Source organism: Qipengyuania sp. HL-TH1 (assembly GCF_036365825.1).
Lineage (GTDB): Bacteria > Pseudomonadota > Alphaproteobacteria > Sphingomonadales > Sphingomonadaceae > Qipengyuania > Qipengyuania profunda.
The window spans coordinates 2,820,498-2,836,564 of sequence record NZ_CP142675.1; the positions used below are offsets into that span (position 1 = coordinate 2,820,498).

The following is a 16,067-nucleotide window of genomic DNA, read 5'->3' on the forward strand; positions in this document are numbered from 1 at the left end:
CGGTGGCGTGAAGAGGGCCTAGGCGACCGCTTCCTCGATATATTCCGGGAAGAAACTTGGCGCACGGTCGCTCCACCCCGGGGCGGTCGCGGCAGCTTCGCTCAGGCTCTGGAGCAGCATCTTGCGGCGATCGGGGCGAATCTGCGGCAGGGCGGCGGCGGCGCAGAAGGCGCTGGGCAGCCACGGCCGTGCGGCGGCGGAGATCAGCCGTTCATAGAGAAAGCGAAAGGCGGAAAAGCTGTCGATCCGCTCCTGCGCCAGATCGAAAGCGGCAACGCGGGTCAGCTTGCCGACAAAGCCCTCGACACTGTCGAAGCCCGAGTGTTCGGGGATCGACTGGCGCAGCGCCTTCAGCTCCTGATAGGCGACATACTGGCTGCGGATCGCGGCGTTCTCGCCCGGGTTGCGCCCCCAGACGCGAAAGGCATCGCAGCGTCCCAGCCCGATATCGAGACTGCGGCGGATATAGCGCTGCTCGGCGGCGGTCAGCCCGGCGAATTCGCGCATTTCGGCAATGGTCAGCGATGCGGTACCCGTAACGGCCATGATCGGCACTCCCCTGTCACGAGGCCGACTATCTCCGAAGATGGTTAATATTTTTTCCGCACCCTGGAGCAGCCTCCGGGACTAGCCCCTGACTTAGATCAGCCCGGCCAGCGGGCTGCTCGGGTCGGCATATTTGCGCGTGCCCATGCGGCCGGCGAGATAGGCATCTCGCCCGGCTGCCACGGCCAGCTTCATTGCGCGCGCCATGCGAAGCGGATCCTTGGCCTCGGCGATGGCAGTGTTCATCAACACCCCGTCGCAGCCCAGTTCCATGGCGACAGCGGCATCCGACGCGGTGCCGACCCCGGCATCGACCAGTACGGGCACGCTGGCGCCTTCCTTGATCAGCCGGATCGTGACGCGGTTCTGGATACCGAGCCCCGAGCCGATCGGCGCGCCCAGCGGCATGACTGCGACCGCACCTGCATCCTCGAGCTGCTTGGCCGCAATCGGGTCGTCGACGCAGTAGACCATCGGCAGGAAGCCTTCCTTGGCCAGCGTCTCGGTTGCGACCAACGTCTCGCGCATATCGGGATAGAGCGTGCGCGCTTCGCCAAGCACCTCCAGCTTGACGAGGTCCCAGCCGCCCGCTTCGCGCGCCAGCCGGAGCGTGCGGATCGCCTCTTCGGCAGTGAAGCAGCCTGCCGTGTTGGGCAGATAAGTGACTTTCTTGGGATCGATGTAATCGGTCAGCATGGGCGCATTGGGATCGCTGACATTGACCCGGCGCACCGCCACGGTGACGATTTCCGCACCCGAGGCTTCGAGTGCTGCCGCGTTCTGTTCGAAATCCCGATATTTGCCGGTGCCGACGATCAGCCGGCTGCGGAAAGTCCGCCCGGCCACGGTCCAGCTATCGTCGTCCTGGCCGCCGCCGACGAAATGGACGATTTCGAGCGTATCGCCATCGCTTATGGGATGCTGGCCAAGTTCGCTGCGCGGAGCGATAGTGCCATTGTGCTCGACCGCGACCTTCGCCGGGTCGAGTTCGAGTTCGCGCACGAGATCGGCGATGCTGGCGGCGGCAGTACGGCGGGTCTCGCCATTGACGGTCAGGGCAATCATGCGCCCGACTTAGTCGCCCGCGCGCTCCTTGCAAGCGGCGGAATGCACATGGCGCAGGTTGAGGATGTGCCCCAGCGACACCAGCGCGACCCCGATGATGGTCAGCACCGCTTCCTTCACGCCATGCGGCACGGCCAGCGCCGCGCCCATGAAGGTCAGCCCGGTCATTGCGACCACGAAGGGGGCTGCCACGCGATGCCGCAAGGCGCCCCAGCCGATCGCGACACCTGCGATAAGCGTGGCGATGAGCAGCCCCGCCCGGTGGATATCGGGCGAAAGGAACAGCTCCCCGCCAAGGCCGAGACCTGAAACCAGGACAATCGAAAGCAGGCAATGGATCGCACATGCACCCGAGAGCAGGATCCCCGCCCGGTCGAGCCTCCGACGAATCGGCGAGATGGCACGTTGCAACATGCGAGGCCAGATATGTTATGGTGTATCTTCTTGCAAGCAAAACCGGCGGATGGCCGCCGCATTGCGTCGGTTGCGGCAACCGGGTTGCCGCTTGCCCGATTTGCACTTGCGCCAGCCGCGGCTGCAAACCACAGACGATGCCATGTCCGAGAAGAGCAAGCAGGCGCGGCCGATCGCGCTGGCCAACTGGCTGATGATCGTCGCCGTCATGGTCGTGGTGATGGTGGCCGTAGGCGGCATCACCCGGCTGACCGAGAGCGGGTTGTCGATCACCCAGTGGAAACCGATCACCGGGGCCATACCCCCCTTGTCGGACAGCGCGTGGCAGGCCGAATTCGAACTCTATAAGGCCACCGGCGAGTATCGGAACGTGACCGGCCCTGCAGGGATGGACCTCGCGGCTTTCAAGTTCATCTTCTTCTGGGAGTGGTTCCACCGGCTGCTTGGCCGGTTGATCGGGCTGGCCTTTGCCTTGCCCCTGGCATGGTTCTGGATCCGCGGCGCGATCCCGCAGGGCTACAAGTGGCGGCTGGTTGCGCTGCTCGCGCTGGGCGGGCTGCAGGGCGTCTTCGGCTGGTTCATGGTCCGCAGCGGGCTCGCCGGGACAATGACCGATGTGAGCCATTTCTGGCTTTCGATCCATTTGCTGACCGCGCTGTTTACGCTTGGCGGGCTGGTCTGGACCGCGCTCGATCTTCGTCGCCTGGCCGCCGGCGCCGGCGGTCCCGCGCGCTGGACCGTCACCGCGAGCTGGGTGGGCGTAATCCTTTTCATTCAACTGCTGCTCGGCGCGTGGGTCGCGGGACTCAATGCGGGGCTCGCCTCCGATAGCTGGCCGCTGATGCAGGGTCGGCTGGTGCCGGAGTTTGACACCAGTGGCGGTTTCCTTCGCGCCATGACCCACGATCCCTACCTGGTCCACTTCCTGCACCGCTGGTGGGCCTGGGCAGCGGTCGCTGCGCTGATCGTCATGGCGCGCAAGGTCAAGCCGCTCATGCGCCGCGCCTCGGTGGCGATCCATATCGCCTTCGGCACGCAGATCGTGCTCGGGATCGCGACCGTATGGACGGGCGTCGCGCTATGGGTGGCCGTTGCGCACCAGATCGTCGGCGCGCTGCTGGTCGCGAGCTTCGCCTGGGGTGCGCATGTGCTGGGGCGAAAGACCCACGCGGCCTGACCTGGCGGCCGCGACCTCGAGACCCCGGGCGCGCAGGTCGCGAGAGCTTGCACGCCGTTCGAAGCCCCGTAATACTCTTTGTATCGGGGGTGGGCGATGAAGGCAGATAACAGGCGCGGCGTGCTGAGGCTTTTTGGTCTGGCAGCGCTCCTGCCCGTCCTCGGCCACCCGGCCGCCGTATGGGCCGCGGGCCGTTCCATAAGCATCCCGACCCGCCCGTTCCTGCTGCGCCGGGAGCTGGAGCGCGGCCTGGCCCGCGGAGCGTCGCTGCTGGTGACCCGCGAGTGGAAGGGACAGTTCGAAAGCATCGCCGGGCAAACCCGCGTTACGGGCGAACAGGTCTCCTGTACGGTTGACGCGCCTGCAGTGCTCGAGCCCATTGCCGCAGTCGAGCGCGAGCGCCGCTCGCCCGGGCCCTTCCCCGCGCGTCTGGATAGCCGCGGACGGATGGTCGGGAGCCAGCCGGCGAATACCGAGGGCACCGCGGCCGCAGTGCAGGCAGCGATCGGGGTGCTTGAGCAATCGGGCAAGTCCGCCGCCGAGATGCAGGAAGCGAAGCTCTATCTCGCCCAGCTTGCCAAGACTGCCGGAACGATTATCGGCACCACTCCGCCGGACCTGTTCTTTCCCGTGACCGGTGAAGCCCGCGATTCGCGGGAGCTGCCGCTGCCCGGCGGGCTTGTGGGTGAGTTCTCGGTCGAGCTTGAGGCGAGCGCGACGACGGGCGGACTGCTCGAGCGGTTCGAGCGCCGGATCACTACCCGCATTGCCGAAGATGTGCGGCTTTCGCGCGAAACCTGGCGCCTTTCGCTTGCCTGAAATTTGTTGGGGTTTTATTTTACCCCACGCAAGATGCGCAGAAACGCTTGACTGACAGGCCATCCAGCGCCATTTGCCGCGCGCTTCGCGGGTTCATTCGCATGGATTCGCCGATTGGCGCCGATGCCCCCACGGGCATGGCACGAACACTAGGAACGGAAACCAGCCATGAAGGCTCTTACGAAGACCACCCGGTCGATCAAGCCGGCCGAGGTCGAAAAGAAGTGGCACATCATCGACGCCGAGAATCTCGTCGTCGGCCGTGTCGCGGCGATCATCGCCAACCACCTGCGCGGCAAGCACAAGCCGAGCTACACCCCGCATGTCGATTGCGGCGACCATGTCGTCGTGATCAACGCGGACAAGGTGAAGTTCACCGGCAAGAAGCTTAACGACAAGATCTATTACAAGCACACCGGCCACCCCGGCGGCATCAAGGAAACCACCCCGGCCAAGGTGCTGGAAGGCAAGTTTCCCGAGCGCGTGCTCGAAAAGGCTGTCGAGCGCATGATCCCGCGTGGCCCGCTTGGCCGTGCGCAGATGCGCGCGCTGCACGTATTCGCCGGCACCGAGCATCCCTATGACGGCCAGAAGCCCGAAAAGCTCGACGTTGCCTCGATGAACCGCAAGAACAAGGTTGTCGCATAATGGTCGACGAAACCAAGAACGAAACCGTCTCGGATCTCGCCGATCTGAAGGACATCGCCGGTGACGCGCCCGAGGGCGACGCAGCCCAGATCGCCGAAACCGCCCAGGTTCCGCTGCGCGAGCAGGAGCTCGACAAGCAGGGCCGTGCCTACGCTACCGGTCGCCGCAAGGACGCCACTGCGCGCGTCTGGCTCAAGCCCGGCAGCGGCAAGGTCACTGTCAACGGCAAGGACCAGGAAGTGTATTTCGCACGTCCGACGCTGCGCCTGATCATCGACCAGCCTTTCGCCATCACCGAGCGCCAGGAACAGTACGACGTTGTCGCCACCGTCCGCGGCGGCGGCCTCTCGGGCCAGGCCGGTGCGGTCAAGCACGGCATTTCGCAGGCGCTCACCAAATACGAGCCCGCGCTGCGCAGCACGGTCAAGGCGGCAGGCTTCCTGACCCGCGACAGCCGTGTTGTCGAGCGTAAGAAGTATGGCCGCGCCAAGGCCCGCCGTAGCTTCCAGTTCTCGAAGCGCTAAACGCGAAACGATCTATCAGATCACCAAGGAGGGCGGTTCCGCGAGGAGCCGCCCTTTTTCGTTTGGAGCGCCCTCAGCGCTGGAGCAGCATGATGCCCCAGGCCAGCGCAGTGCCGCCGAGGAACAGCGGCCACGACCACCACAGGTCGAACTGGTAAATCTCGGCGCGGAAAATCTGGAGTTGGCCGCCTTTCGATCCCTGAGAACCGATCGCCAGCGCCACCACGAGGGTCAGGACGGCGCCCAGGGGCATTGCCTTTACGAGTTCCATAACTCTGCTTCCTCCGGTCAATCGCCGCAGAAGATAGGGTCAGATCATTGTTGGACCGGTGCCGAAATTGCTTAGCCGGGCTGGTTAATGCACCGGCGGATCGGTCCGCGGAATCTGACGCACCGGAGCGACGGCCTCTCCCGGTCCCCGCGGTGGCAGCGCGTTTTCCGGCACGTCGTCGATCTGCATATCGGATGTTTCGACATGCTGAAGATTGCGCACGCACACGGTTAGCTGCGCCCCGTCCCAGGTGATCTCGTTGAAACTCGGCGGGGTCGAGCGCGTGCGCTGCGACAGAGTGCCCGCACCGATCATCCGCACCGGACCCTCGCTCGTGTCTTCCATGATATCGAACGCGTCATGGACATGACCCGACAAGACGCCCTCGACCTTGCGCTTAGCGAGTTCGCGCAGCGCGCGGTCGCCATGCTTGGTCAGCGCGGTCCCCTGCGTGCCGACTTCGCGCAAGGGATGATGGACGGCCACCAGTGCGCGCGTTCCCTTGGGCAGCGCATCGAGCGCGGCCAGGCACCGGTCGAGCGAGCGCTGGCTCACCCAGCCCTTCGACCAGTTGAGACGCGGCTGCATCCGCACGGCAGTCTTGAGCGGGACGATCGCCAGCGCACCGAGGTCGAGTTCCCTTTCGACCTTCTCCTTCATCCCGTGAAATCGCTTGTACGGCTCGAAGAAGCGTTCGAGCAGGTTGAAATAGGGCAGGTCGTGATTGCCTACCTCCACGGTAACGGGGGCATCGAGTTCATTGATCCAATGCGTCGCGGCCGCGAATTCGCGGTGCCGTGCGCGCATGGTGAGGTCGCCGGTAATCGCCACCGCGTCGGGGCGCTTTTCGGCAATCTCCTGCTTCACCCAATCGAGCGCGCGGTTGTTTTCGAGCCCGAAATGGATGTCGGAAAGATGGAATATCCGGCGGATGTCAGAAGCCATGCGCGGTCGCTAGCAGATCGACCGGGCAGTCTTCCACCGTGAATTCGGCCCGCGTTTCCAAAGTGGCCGGTTCGCCGTCGATAAGCACTTCGACCGGCTCGCCCGCGCAGTTCTCGATCACCAGCCGATCGAGCAGGCCGAGCCGCTCATGCGGGCCGTCGCGGAAACTGCGCCGCAACAACGCCCAGCTTTGCTGGAGGAATTCTCCGGCGTTCTCGATCCGGTAACCGTCGACCTGCATGCCGCGGTGGCTCGGGGTCAGCTCGATCAGCGGATAGCCATCGTCATGGCCGATCGCCGGTTCAATCAAGCGGACGCGCGACCCGCCCGTGGTTTCGGCCAGTGCCTCGCCGGCGCCCTGAGCAAGCCCCGCAACATCGAAGTCGCGCATCGCTTCGCGCACCTCGGCCCAGGCGGTTCCGGGCCCGACCAGGACACCGGCGTGGGCCCTTCCTGCAGAACAGCAGGCCATTTTCGGACGGATGGGCCGAAACGCACCATTGGCGATCCGCTCGAGGATAGTGTCATATTCGGTATCGGCCCCGTGAAGCCGGGCGCTCAGGAGGTTCATTGTCCCCCCCGGCAGGACCAGCACTTCGCCGCTCCAGCCTGCCACCGCCTCGATTACTGCATTCAGGGTACCGTCTCCGGTGAAGACGATCAGACGGTTTACATCTGCGTCCTGCAACACGGTGCGGTTAGGGAGTTCCTCGGCAGGAAAGGCGATCGTCTTCTCGGCAGGCATGCCGTATTCAGCGAGCGAGCGTTCAAGCGCGACCAGTGCGGCTTCGCTATTGCTGCCGCTGCGCGAATTGACGATCAGCCATGTTTTCCGCGGGGCCATGTCGATCAAGCGCCAGATCGCGTCTGCGGTTCCCGCGCTCAGATCCGGCCATTCAGCAACAGCCATGCGGTGGTGCCATTAAGCAGGCTGTAGATCGCATACCCCCAGGCCGCAGCCGGCCAGTCGTGCGCCACCAGCAGCATCGCCATCAGCAGCACGAAAAACTCGAACGCCAGCGAAACGCGCCCGCCGCCCGCGCGAAAGGCGACCGGCAGAGTGTCGAGCAGCGGGTGGTTCGACTCGAGAACCGCCTTGTGGACCGCGAAATTTATCGTCCCGAGGATGAAAAGGATGCCGAGCAACATAAGACGAGCGTCCTACGCCCGTCGCCTGCCGATTGCCAAATGCCATCGGTCGGTCGTTTTGCAGCGCCCGTCCATTGCCCTCGCCATCCGTCGAAGCCCGCGTGCGATTACAGATGTAGCCATGTAATACAGTTGGTGCGGCGGGCCTCTCCCCCTCAATTGATCGGGGTCCGCCGCAAACCTGGAGATGGAACTATGAACAAGACCCTTGCCACGCTCGCCGCCGCCGGCCTCGCACTCACCGCAACCGCCGCGCAGGCCGAAAATGTCAATGTGACCTACAGCGATCTCAACCTCGAGACCGTCGCCGGCCAGAAGGAATTGTCGCAGCGCATCGAGCGCGCCGCGCGCTCTGTCTGCGGTGTTGACGCCCCGCGCACCGGCAGCCGCCTGCCCGACAGTGCCGCGCGCAGCTGCTTCGAGATGGCCAAGGCCCGAGCCGGCGAGCAAGTCGCGGCCCGTGTCGACGAACAGGCCATGGGCGGCTGATACATCAGCCTGCCCGACTTCGGACCCCGGCCGGTTGCAGTCCCCCGGTCGGGGTCCTTTTTTATGCGTTTTGAATGTGAAGGGCTCTAGCGGCCCGCCATCGCCTTGACCTTGGGCAAGTAAGTGCGCCCGATGCGCAGCGCCTCGCCATCCTCGAGTTCGACCGACCACACGCCGAGCCCATCGTGCCGCAGGCCGGTGATGCGATCCTTGCGCAGGATCGTCGAGCGATGGATGCGGATGAACCGCGAAGGATCCAGCCGCTTTTCGAGCCCGGCGATGGTCTGCAACAACAGATAGGTCCGCGCTGCGTCATCTGCGCCGACATGCAGGCGGACATAATCGCGCTCGGCATCGATCTGGCCAACTTCGGAAGTGGCGATGCGGATGAGCTCGGAGCGGTGCGGGATCCACAGTTCTTCGAGCCACGCGCTTTCGGACGCTTCACCGTCACCGCGCCGGGCGATGGCGCGCGATACCGCGCGTTCGAGCCGTTCGGGTTTGACCGGTTTGAGGACGTAATCGACCGCATCGAGATCGAAGGCTTCGACCGCGTAATTGTCATGCGCGGTGACGAAGACCACCGCCGGGCGTTCCGCCTTTTGCGCCAGCGACTTGGCCACCGAAATACCATCGACTTCGGGCATGGTCATGTCGAGCAGGATCAGATCGGGCTGCAACGCTTCGACCAGGCGCAACGCCTGCGCTCCGTCGCTTGCCGTCCCGACGACGCGCAGTTGGGGAATTTTCGAACAGATGACCTGCATCCGTTCCACCGCCAGCGGTTCGTCATCGACGATCAGGGTCTTGAGCGTCTCGCTCACTTCCTCAGCCATGTTTCACCATCGGTAGTCTCAATTCGGTTTCATAGCCGGTAAGCGCGGGCCCCGATACGATCGTCGCGCTATTGCCGAAGCGCGCTTCAAGCCGGTCGCGGACATTGGCGAGGCCGATGCCGAAGCCATGTTCGCCCGCGGTGCCGGGTCCATCGTCGCTCACGGTCAGGACCAGTCGGCCATATTCCTCGCGCGCAGCGATCGTGATCGTCACCGGCTTGCGCGATGCGGATACGCCATATTTGACCGAATTCTCGACCAGCGGCTGGAGAATCATCCCCGGCACCTGATATCTGGCCAGTTCGGGCGGCAAGTCGACCTCGATCCTCAGCCGTTCGGGGAAACGCACCGCTTCGATTGCAAGATAATGCTCCTGCAGGTCGATCTCGTCCTCGAGGCTAACGTCGCCGGTCGGATGGTCCGCCAAGCTGTGGCGATAGAAGCGCGAAATCGTCTGGATCATCTGTTCGGCCCGGTCCGCCTTGCCGGTCATCACCAGCGCCGACAGCGAATTGAGCGTGTTGAACAGGAAGTGCGGATTGACCTGATAGCGCAGCGATCGCAGTTCCGCCGCCTTGGCCGCCGTGCGGAAGCGTTCGCCGCGCCGTTCGGCCGCGCGTGCCTGCGCACCGGCCAGCAGGGCAAGAAACAGCGACGCCCAGGCCAGCAGGATGAAATAGCGTCCGATCGCGAAGTCGAAGGTCATCTTCCACTGGTCGAGTGCGGTCGGAGCGGGCGAGATAAGCACGCTTTGCGGAACGGCCTCTTCGGCCTGCTCGACATCTTCGCCCATCTTCGTGCGGGGCAGGTCGATGAGGAGATTGCCGGCATCGTCGCGGCGCAGGGCGATACCGCGCTCCTTGCCCATCTGCTCCTCGACCTTGGCTTCGATCGAACTGAATATCCAGCGGTTCGCCTGGGCGATCATGATCGCACCGGGCATCGCGACAACCAGCGTGACCGCGATCTTGATGCCGAGCGACCGGTTCTCGACCACCCGCAGGACGAGCCAAAGAAGCCCGGTCATGGCCACGCCGACAACGCAAACCAATGCGCGCCGCCACAGCAACTCATCCTGGAACTCGAGCCCGACGACCACGCCGCGCAAGGTGATCAGGAGGAAATAGCACAGCCACACCCCCACCATGGAGGCGAGGACGACCTTGCCGGACAGGCGCTCGCTTTCGGGATTCATCGGGCGTTCATCGATTGGCACGGTTTGCGATGTGCCCCTTCGCGCCCGCAAATGCCAGCGCGGCGGTCGAACAGGCTCTGCGGTTGGTCGAGCGGCTGTTATTCCGCATGTTCGAGATTTCCAGCAGCAATGCGGCGTCGCCATTCGGCAGGCGCGAGCGTGTGGACATTGTTGCCGGCCGCATCGACCGCGACCGTTACGGGCATGTCCTGGACCTCGAATTCGTAGATCGCTTCCATCCCCAGATCCTCGAAAGCCACCACCTCAGCGCCCTTGATCGCGCGGCTGACGAGATAGGCCGCCCCGCCGGTCGCCATGAGGTAGGCGACCTTGAATCGGCTGATTACTTCGACCGCATCGTGGCCGCGCTCGGCCTTGCCGATCATCGCGAGCAGCCCGAGGTCGAGCATCATATCGGTGAACTTGTCCATCCGCGTGGCGGTGGTGGGGCCGGCCGGACCGACGACCTCGCCCATCACTGGGTCGACCGGACCGACATAATAGATCGCGCGCCCCTTGAACTCGACCGGTAGTTCCTCGCCCGCTTCGAGCATGTCCTTGATGCGTTTGTGAGCGGCATCGCGCCCAGTCAGCATCTTGCCTGACAGCAGCAGGCGGTCGCCATGGTTCCAGCTTTCCACTTCCGCCGGCGTCAGCGCGTCGAGATCGACACGCCGGGCGGCGCTGTCGGGTTGCCAGGTCACTTGCGGATAATCGTCCAGCTTGGGCGGCTCGAGATAGGCGGGTCCCGAGCCGTCGAGCGTGAAATGCGCATGGCGCGTGGCGGCGCAATTGGGGATCATCGCCACGGGCTTGCCCGCTGCATGGCAGGGCGCGTCGAGGATTTTCACGTCGAGCACGGTGGCCAGCCCGCCTAGGCCCTGCGCGCCCACCCCCATGGCATTCACCGCGTCGAAGATGTCGATGCGCAATTGCTCGATATCGCTCTGCGCGCCGCGCTGCTTGAGCTGGCCCATGTCGATCGGATCCATCAGGCTCTGCTTCGCCAGCTTGACGCAATGCTCTGCGGTGCCGCCGATGCCGATACCCAGCATTCCCGGAGGGCACCAACCCGCACCCATCGAGGGAATCTGTTCGATCACCCAGTCGACGATATTGTCGCTCGGGTTCATCATCTTGAACTTGGACTTGTTCTCGCTGCCGCCGCCCTTGGCCGCGACGTCGATCTCGACCCGGTTCCCCGGGACCATTTCGACCGACAGGACGCAGGGCGTATTGTCGCGCGTGTTGCGGCGGGTGAAGGCGGGATCAGCAAGGATCGAGGCGCGTAGCTTGTTGTCGGGATGGTTGTAGGCGCGGCGCACGCCCTCGTCGACGACTTGCTGCAACGATTGCGTGCTGTCGAGACGGCAGTTCTGTCCCCATTTGACGAACACGTTGACGATTCCGGTGTCCTGGCACAGTGGGCGATGGCCTTCGGCGCACATGCGGCTGTTGGTCAGGATCTGCGCGATCGCATCCTTGGCAGCGGGGCCCTTCTCGGCCTCATAGGCCTCGCCCAGCGCGCGGATATAGTCCATCGGATGGTAGTAGGAGATATACTGGAGCGCGTCGGCAACGCTCTCGATCAGGTCGTTTTCACTGATGACGGTCATGTCGCTCATCGCCGCAAATTCCCATGTTGCAGATTTGCGCTCCCCGATAGTCAGGTTTGCCGCCATCGGTCAAAGCGCTTGGCCCGGAGAGGCCATACGCCTAAGGCAACCGGAGCTTGCATAAGCGTGTTATTGATGTAATACAGCTCGCGGAAATGACCATGACCCTGACCACCACCCGCCCCGACTACACGGCCGCCCGCAAGGCGATGATCGACAGCCAGCTGCGCACCAGCGGTGTCAACGACGGCTTCGTGCTCGAGCGCATGTCCAGCGTCGCGCGCGAGGATTTCGTGCCCGAGGGGGCCAAGTCGATCGCCTATATGGACCGTGCGATCCGGCTCGAAAGCGGCGGGTTCCTGCCCGCCCCGCTGTTTCATGGTGCCATGCTCGCCGAAGCCCGGCCCAGCATGGATGACCGCGTGCTGGTGATCGATGGCGGCAGCGGCTACCTGCCCGCGCTGGTCGAACCGCTGGTCGGCAAGCTCGACACCGTCACGCCCGAGAAGGCGGCCAATGGCGCCAAGCGCGGCGATTACACGCTGGTGCTGGTCGACGGGGCCATCGAACACGCGCCCGCAGCGCTGGCCAAGCTGGTTGCCGAGGGCGGACGGATCGTAACCGGCATGGTCGAGCGCGGCGTCACCCGCCTCGCCACCGGCCGCAAATCGGGGAGCGCGCTGGCGCTGATCCCGCTTGCCGAAATGGGTATCCCGCGGCTTGGCGCATTCGACCGGCCGCAAAGCTGGAGTTTCTGAATGCGTCGCGGAGGGGTAGCACAGTTCTGGGTTCTGGGGGCGGGCGCAAGCGCGCTGGCGCTCGCTGTTCCGGCGCAAGCCGATACGCTGCAGGAGGCGCTGACCAACGCCTATCTGTACAATCCCACGCTGCTCGCCGCGCGCGCCAACCAGCGGGCGAATGACGAAAACGTCCAGATCCAGGAAGCCCCCGGCATTCCCAGCGTGAATGCCTCCGGCACCTATATCGAGTTCATCAAGAAGTCGCCCAACAGCTTCACTTCGCCCGACCGGACCCTCCAGATCGGTCCCGAGCTGACCGTTCCGGTTTATGCCGGCGGGGCGGTCAGGAACGCGGTCAAGGCGGCGGAAGAACGCGTCGCGGCGGGGCAGAACGATTTGCGCGCGACCGAGAGCGCAATTTTCAGCCAGGTCGTGGCCGCTTACATGGACGTGCTGCGCACGCAGGCGCTGGTCGCGCTCACCGCCAACCAGGTCGAATTCCTGACGGTCAATCTGCAGGCAACGAGCGACCGGTTCGAGATCGGCGACCTTACCCGCACCGATGTTGCCCAGTCGCAATCGCGGCTGGCGCTGGCGCAGGGCGATCTGCGCAATGCGCAAGCGAACCTGATCAATGCCCGCGAAACCTACATCCGGCTGGTGGGCGATGCGCCCGAGGATCTGCAGGCACCACCGCCGCTGCCCAACCTGCCGACCGATGTGGCCACGGCCGTCGATACGGCGCTGGCCAACAATCCCGACCTGCTGGCGGCGATGGAACGCGCCGATGCCGCAGGGTTCGACACCGAGGTCGCGGGCGCCGGTCGGTTGCCGCGCGTGTCGCTGTTCGCGGGCGCAACATATACCGATTACTTCGACACGCTGGCCGGGGGCGCTCCCGGCATTACGCAGGAAGAAACAACGGCCAATGCGGGAGTGAACCTCAGCATTCCCATATTCCAGGGCGGGCTTCCCGCAGCACGCCAGCGGCAGGCGCAGGCACGCGAGACCGCAGCGCTCGAACAGGTCATTGCCGCCGAACGCGAAACCATCGCCCAGGTACGCGCCGCCTGGTCGAGCTGGCAGGCATCGCTGGCCGTGATCGAAAGCAGCCAGATCGCGGTAGAGGCCGCCACGCTCAGCCTCGAAGGCGTGCGTGCGGAGAACTCGATCGGCAGCCGCCAGATACTCGATGTGCTCAATGCCGAACAGGAACTGCTCAGCGCGCAAGCGCAGCTGGTGACGGCGCGCCGCAACGCCTATGTTGCGGGCTTCAGCCTGCTGGCCGCGATGGGCCGCGCCGAAGCGCGCGACCTTGGGTTCCTGGGCGAGGGCGTACTCTACGATCCCGCAGCCAATTACGAGCGCGTGAAAGGCCGTGTGTGGGATTGGGACCGCGATCCCGAACCCGTCGCCGGTGCCACGAGCACTGTCGATGTCGCGACACCCGACGCCAGTGTTCCGGGAGAGGATGAAACGGGAACCGAATCAGGCTATTGAGCGCTGTACCGAATCGGGACGTACCGATTCGCCAACAGGGGCTTGAGTGACGATGCAGCAAACGGGTGAACCTTCGGTCGAGGAAATTCTCGACTCGATCAAAAAGGTGATCGCACGCGACAATCGCGAAGGCGCGATCCTCGAACGCCGTCGGCGCACGGCCGCCACGATGCGCGAAAGTCTCGCCGAACCCGCCGAACCCGCCGATTCCGAAGAAGCCGACGAAGTGCTCGAACTCGCCGAGGAAATCGCCCTTGATGACGAGCGGGACGAGGATGAAGCCGAAGACGATGCGCTCACCCGGGGCGACACACGCGCGGCGATGAGCCAGAATTTCGCCGCGCTCGCCATGCTCGCCAAACCCGGCAAGCAGCCGCAGATCGTCCGTTCGGGCGAAACCTCGCTCGAGGGCCTGACGCGCGAAATGCTGCGTCCGATGCTGGCCCAATGGCTCGACGACAACCTGCCCGGCATGGTCGAGGATCTGGTCAAGGCCGAGATTGCACGGATTGCGGGCAAGCGCAGCTAAGCCTGCCGCGGTAAATTTGACGGCAAAACCGAAAGCCCTGCGCAAGGCCGAGCAAGCGCTGGCCAAGACCGGCGGCGCCATTGCCGAACGGCAGATCTTCCTGTGCGGCATCTCCGAGAAGCAGAAATGCTGCCGCCGCGACGAAGGCAAGCAGGCGTGGAACTACCTCAAGCGCCGGTTGAAGGAACTTGGTCTGGTCGGCCGCGAGGGGACCATCCAGCGGACCAAGGCCGATTGCCTGCAAATATGCGAGGCGGGACCCATCGCGGTCGTCTGGCCCGATAACGTGTGGTACCATTCGTGTCACCCCGAGGTACTCGAGGCGATCATCCAGCGCCATCTGATCGGCGGCGTGCCGGTCGAGGAATACCGTCTCAGACCAGCCGACTAGTCGTCGTCGCGGAGCGGGTCTTCGATGGCTTCGTCATGGCCGGTCCCCGAGGACAGGAACACCAGTCCCATCAGCGCGCTGGTCAGCAGCATGGTAAAGCCGACGCCGAGCGCGACGGCGATGTAGAAGTGGATCGACACTTCCTCGGCGCCGTGGCGGTACAGCAGCGCCATCGCGATCGCGACCACGCCAACCGTCAGCAGGAACATGAAGCGCATGATCCGCCGGTACCGCGCCCAGGCAAAGGCCGCGCTCTCGGGATCGTCCAGGGGAGATTTATGCGCCATCGCCAGCGCACATGGCGGGCCTGCGCTCCAGTTTCAACGCCGGGGTGCTGGACGATTCGCTTTTTGCAGGTGAAGATGGCATTCTGGCAGCAGCAAGGCGGAGGAGATGGCGCATGGAAATCGGCAGTCTGATCGAAGGGCGGGCGAACTCCGAGATCATCTCCTGCAATGTCGATACGCCCGTACGCGAAGCGGTTGCGCTGCTGGCCTCGAAGCGTATCGGCGCGGTCCCGGTGGTCGAAGCCGGGAAGGTAGTCGGCATTTTTTCCGAACGCGACGTAATCTATCGCCTCGCCGATGAAGGCGATGCCTGCCTGTCGCGGCCGCTGGGCGAGGTCATGACCGCGCCCGCGATCACCGTGCAGCGCACGACCTCGGTGCTCGAAGCGCTGGCGCTGATGACCCGGCGGCGGATCCGCCACTTGCCGGTAGTCGATGGCGAGGCGATGTGCGGTTTCATTTCGATCGGCGATCTGGTCAAGGCCCGGCTCGACGAGATCGAACACGAAGCCGAAGCCATGCGCGCATATATCCAGACCGCTTGAGACTGGGCTCGCGCCTCCCTACATCGCAGGCATGATCAATTCCCCCACCCTCACCGATGCCGCGGCGGCCCGTATCGCCGTGATCGCCGAGAAGCAGGCCAAGCCGGCCATCCTCCGCCTCTCGGTCGAAGGCGGCGGTTGTTCGGGCTTCCAGTACAAGTTCGGCCTCGCCGATGCGGCTGAAAGCGACGATGCGATCAGCGAGAAGGACGGGGTCAAGCTGCTCGTCGATCCTGTCAGCCTCGATCTCGTCGCGGGTAGCACGGTCGATTTCGTCGAATCGCTGGGCGGCGCGGCCTTCCGCGTCGAGAATCCGCAGGCGGCGGCAGGCTGCGGCTGCGGGTCGAGCTTCGGCATCTAGCCATCCTGCAGGGGCCGCAC

Annotated in this window: 22 protein-coding genes; 11 read left to right on the top strand and 11 right to left on the bottom strand. The window is 64.6% G+C overall.

Features of this window, described 5'->3' with window-relative positions; translation table 11 throughout:
* Positions 1 to 18: 18 nt before the first annotated feature.
* From VWN43_RS14345 to VWN43_RS14355, 3 genes are all read right to left on the bottom strand, one after another.
* On the bottom strand, positions 19 to 546 hold the full coding sequence (locus tag VWN43_RS14345) for a hypothetical protein (protein WP_320181268.1): 528 nt from the start codon (positions 544 to 546) through the stop codon (positions 19 to 21).
* A 93-nt stretch (positions 547 to 639) separates the two neighbouring features.
* The gene (thiS, locus tag VWN43_RS14350; RefSeq protein ID WP_320181267.1) at positions 640 to 1,611 is read right to left on the bottom strand and encodes a sulfur carrier protein ThiS; all 972 of its coding nucleotides are present in this window, start codon (positions 1,609 to 1,611) and stop codon (positions 640 to 642) included.
* A gap of 9 nt (positions 1,612 to 1,620) precedes the next feature.
* The gene (locus VWN43_RS14355; protein ID WP_253521058.1) at positions 1,621 to 2,025 is read right to left on the bottom strand and encodes a MerC domain-containing protein; all 405 of its coding nucleotides are present in this window, start codon (positions 2,023 to 2,025) and stop codon (positions 1,621 to 1,623) included.
* A gap of 142 nt (positions 2,026 to 2,167) precedes the next feature.
* Here VWN43_RS14355 and VWN43_RS14360 point away from each other — a divergent pair, with 142 nt between their 5' ends.
* From VWN43_RS14360 to rpsI, 4 genes are all read left to right on the top strand, one after another.
* Positions 2,168 to 3,202, top strand: a complete 1,035-nt coding sequence (locus tag VWN43_RS14360; RefSeq protein ID WP_320181266.1) for a COX15/CtaA family protein — start codon at positions 2,168 to 2,170, stop codon at positions 3,200 to 3,202.
* Between the two features lie 96 nt (positions 3,203 to 3,298).
* On the top strand, positions 3,299 to 4,021 hold the full coding sequence (locus VWN43_RS14365) for a hypothetical protein (RefSeq protein WP_320181265.1): 723 nt from the start codon (positions 3,299 to 3,301) through the stop codon (positions 4,019 to 4,021).
* Between the two features lie 168 nt (positions 4,022 to 4,189).
* A complete protein-coding gene (gene rplM / locus VWN43_RS14370; RefSeq protein ID WP_263605618.1) occupies positions 4,190 to 4,669 on the top strand; it encodes a 50S ribosomal protein L13 in 480 nt (159 codons plus the stop codon).
* Complete coding sequence (gene rpsI, locus VWN43_RS14375) at positions 4,669 to 5,193, top strand: 30S ribosomal protein S9 (RefSeq protein WP_253521048.1); 525 nt, start codon at positions 4,669 to 4,671, stop codon at positions 5,191 to 5,193. Before rplM ends, rpsI begins: the two co-directional genes overlap by 1 nt.
* A 73-nt stretch (positions 5,194 to 5,266) precedes the next feature.
* On the opposite strand, the gene VWN43_RS14380 is transcribed toward rpsI, so the two are convergent.
* The 4 genes from VWN43_RS14380 to VWN43_RS14395 form a co-directional block, all read right to left on the bottom strand.
* Entirely contained in the window at positions 5,267 to 5,464 is a 198-nt protein-coding gene (locus VWN43_RS14380) for a hypothetical protein (protein ID WP_253521046.1), read from the bottom strand.
* An 84-nt stretch (positions 5,465 to 5,548) separates the two neighbouring features.
* Positions 5,549 to 6,409, bottom strand: a complete 861-nt coding sequence (locus VWN43_RS14385; protein ID WP_320181264.1) for a metallophosphoesterase family protein — start codon at positions 6,407 to 6,409, stop codon at positions 5,549 to 5,551.
* Positions 6,399 to 7,319 (bottom strand): diacylglycerol/lipid kinase family protein, encoded by a 921-nt coding sequence (locus VWN43_RS14390; RefSeq protein ID WP_320181263.1) that lies wholly within the window; start codon positions 7,317 to 7,319, stop codon positions 6,399 to 6,401. The genes VWN43_RS14385 and VWN43_RS14390 overlap by 11 nt, the downstream gene beginning before the upstream one ends.
* Positions 7,292 to 7,558, bottom strand: a complete 267-nt coding sequence (locus VWN43_RS14395) for a hypothetical protein (RefSeq protein WP_320181262.1) — start codon at positions 7,556 to 7,558, stop codon at positions 7,292 to 7,294. Before VWN43_RS14395 ends, VWN43_RS14390 begins: the two co-directional genes overlap by 28 nt.
* A gap of 195 nt (positions 7,559 to 7,753) precedes the next feature.
* Between VWN43_RS14395 and VWN43_RS14400 the strand changes: the two genes are divergently transcribed.
* Entirely contained in the window at positions 7,754 to 8,047 is a 294-nt protein-coding gene (locus tag VWN43_RS14400) for a UrcA family protein (protein ID WP_320181261.1), read from the top strand.
* Positions 8,048 to 8,133: 86 nt separating this feature from the next.
* Here VWN43_RS14400 and VWN43_RS14405 read toward each other — a convergent pair whose 3' ends face one another.
* The 3 genes from VWN43_RS14405 to VWN43_RS14415 form a co-directional block, all read right to left on the bottom strand.
* Entirely contained in the window at positions 8,134 to 8,883 is a 750-nt protein-coding gene (locus tag VWN43_RS14405; protein ID WP_320181260.1) for a LytR/AlgR family response regulator transcription factor, read from the bottom strand.
* Positions 8,876 to 10,099, bottom strand: a complete 1,224-nt coding sequence (locus VWN43_RS14410; protein WP_420493523.1) for a sensor histidine kinase — start codon at positions 10,097 to 10,099, stop codon at positions 8,876 to 8,878. The genes VWN43_RS14405 and VWN43_RS14410 overlap by 8 nt, the downstream gene beginning before the upstream one ends.
* A gap of 77 nt (positions 10,100 to 10,176) precedes the next feature.
* The gene (locus VWN43_RS14415; RefSeq protein WP_420493543.1) at positions 10,177 to 11,694 is read right to left on the bottom strand and encodes a fumarate hydratase; all 1,518 of its coding nucleotides are present in this window, start codon (positions 11,692 to 11,694) and stop codon (positions 10,177 to 10,179) included.
* 155 nt (positions 11,695 to 11,849) lie between these two features.
* Here VWN43_RS14415 and VWN43_RS14420 point away from each other — a divergent pair, with 155 nt between their 5' ends.
* The 4 genes from VWN43_RS14420 to VWN43_RS14435 are packed head-to-tail and all read left to right on the top strand — an operon-like array spanning position 11,850 to position 14,854.
* The gene (locus tag VWN43_RS14420; RefSeq protein ID WP_320181258.1) at positions 11,850 to 12,452 is read left to right on the top strand and encodes a protein-L-isoaspartate O-methyltransferase family protein; all 603 of its coding nucleotides are present in this window, start codon (positions 11,850 to 11,852) and stop codon (positions 12,450 to 12,452) included.
* On the top strand, positions 12,453 to 13,934 hold the full coding sequence (locus tag VWN43_RS14425; protein WP_320181257.1) for a TolC family outer membrane protein: 1,482 nt from the start codon (positions 12,453 to 12,455) through the stop codon (positions 13,932 to 13,934).
* 52 nt (positions 13,935 to 13,986) lie between these two features.
* Positions 13,987 to 14,463, top strand: coding sequence for a DUF2497 domain-containing protein (locus VWN43_RS14430; RefSeq protein WP_320182156.1), 477 nt, complete (start codon positions 13,987 to 13,989; stop codon positions 14,461 to 14,463).
* A 16-nt stretch (positions 14,464 to 14,479) separates the two neighbouring features.
* On the top strand, positions 14,480 to 14,854 hold the full coding sequence (locus VWN43_RS14435) for a (2Fe-2S) ferredoxin domain-containing protein (protein WP_320181256.1): 375 nt from the start codon (positions 14,480 to 14,482) through the stop codon (positions 14,852 to 14,854).
* Here the strand turns inward: VWN43_RS14435 and VWN43_RS14440 are convergent.
* Entirely contained in the window at positions 14,851 to 15,141 is a 291-nt protein-coding gene (locus tag VWN43_RS14440) for a hypothetical protein (protein ID WP_253521026.1), read from the bottom strand. The two genes, VWN43_RS14435 and VWN43_RS14440, sit on opposite strands and share 4 nt — an antisense overlap.
* 113 nt (positions 15,142 to 15,254) lie before the next feature.
* On the opposite strand from VWN43_RS14440, the gene VWN43_RS14445 reads away from it, so the two are divergent.
* Together VWN43_RS14445 and erpA are read left to right on the top strand one after the other, a co-directional pair.
* Complete coding sequence (locus VWN43_RS14445) at positions 15,255 to 15,686, top strand: CBS domain-containing protein (RefSeq protein ID WP_253521024.1); 432 nt, start codon at positions 15,255 to 15,257, stop codon at positions 15,684 to 15,686.
* Positions 15,687 to 15,717: 31 nt separating this feature from the next.
* Complete coding sequence (gene erpA, locus VWN43_RS14450) at positions 15,718 to 16,047, top strand: iron-sulfur cluster insertion protein ErpA (protein WP_253521021.1); 330 nt, start codon at positions 15,718 to 15,720, stop codon at positions 16,045 to 16,047.
* The last annotated feature ends 20 nt before the right edge of the window (positions 16,048 to 16,067 follow it).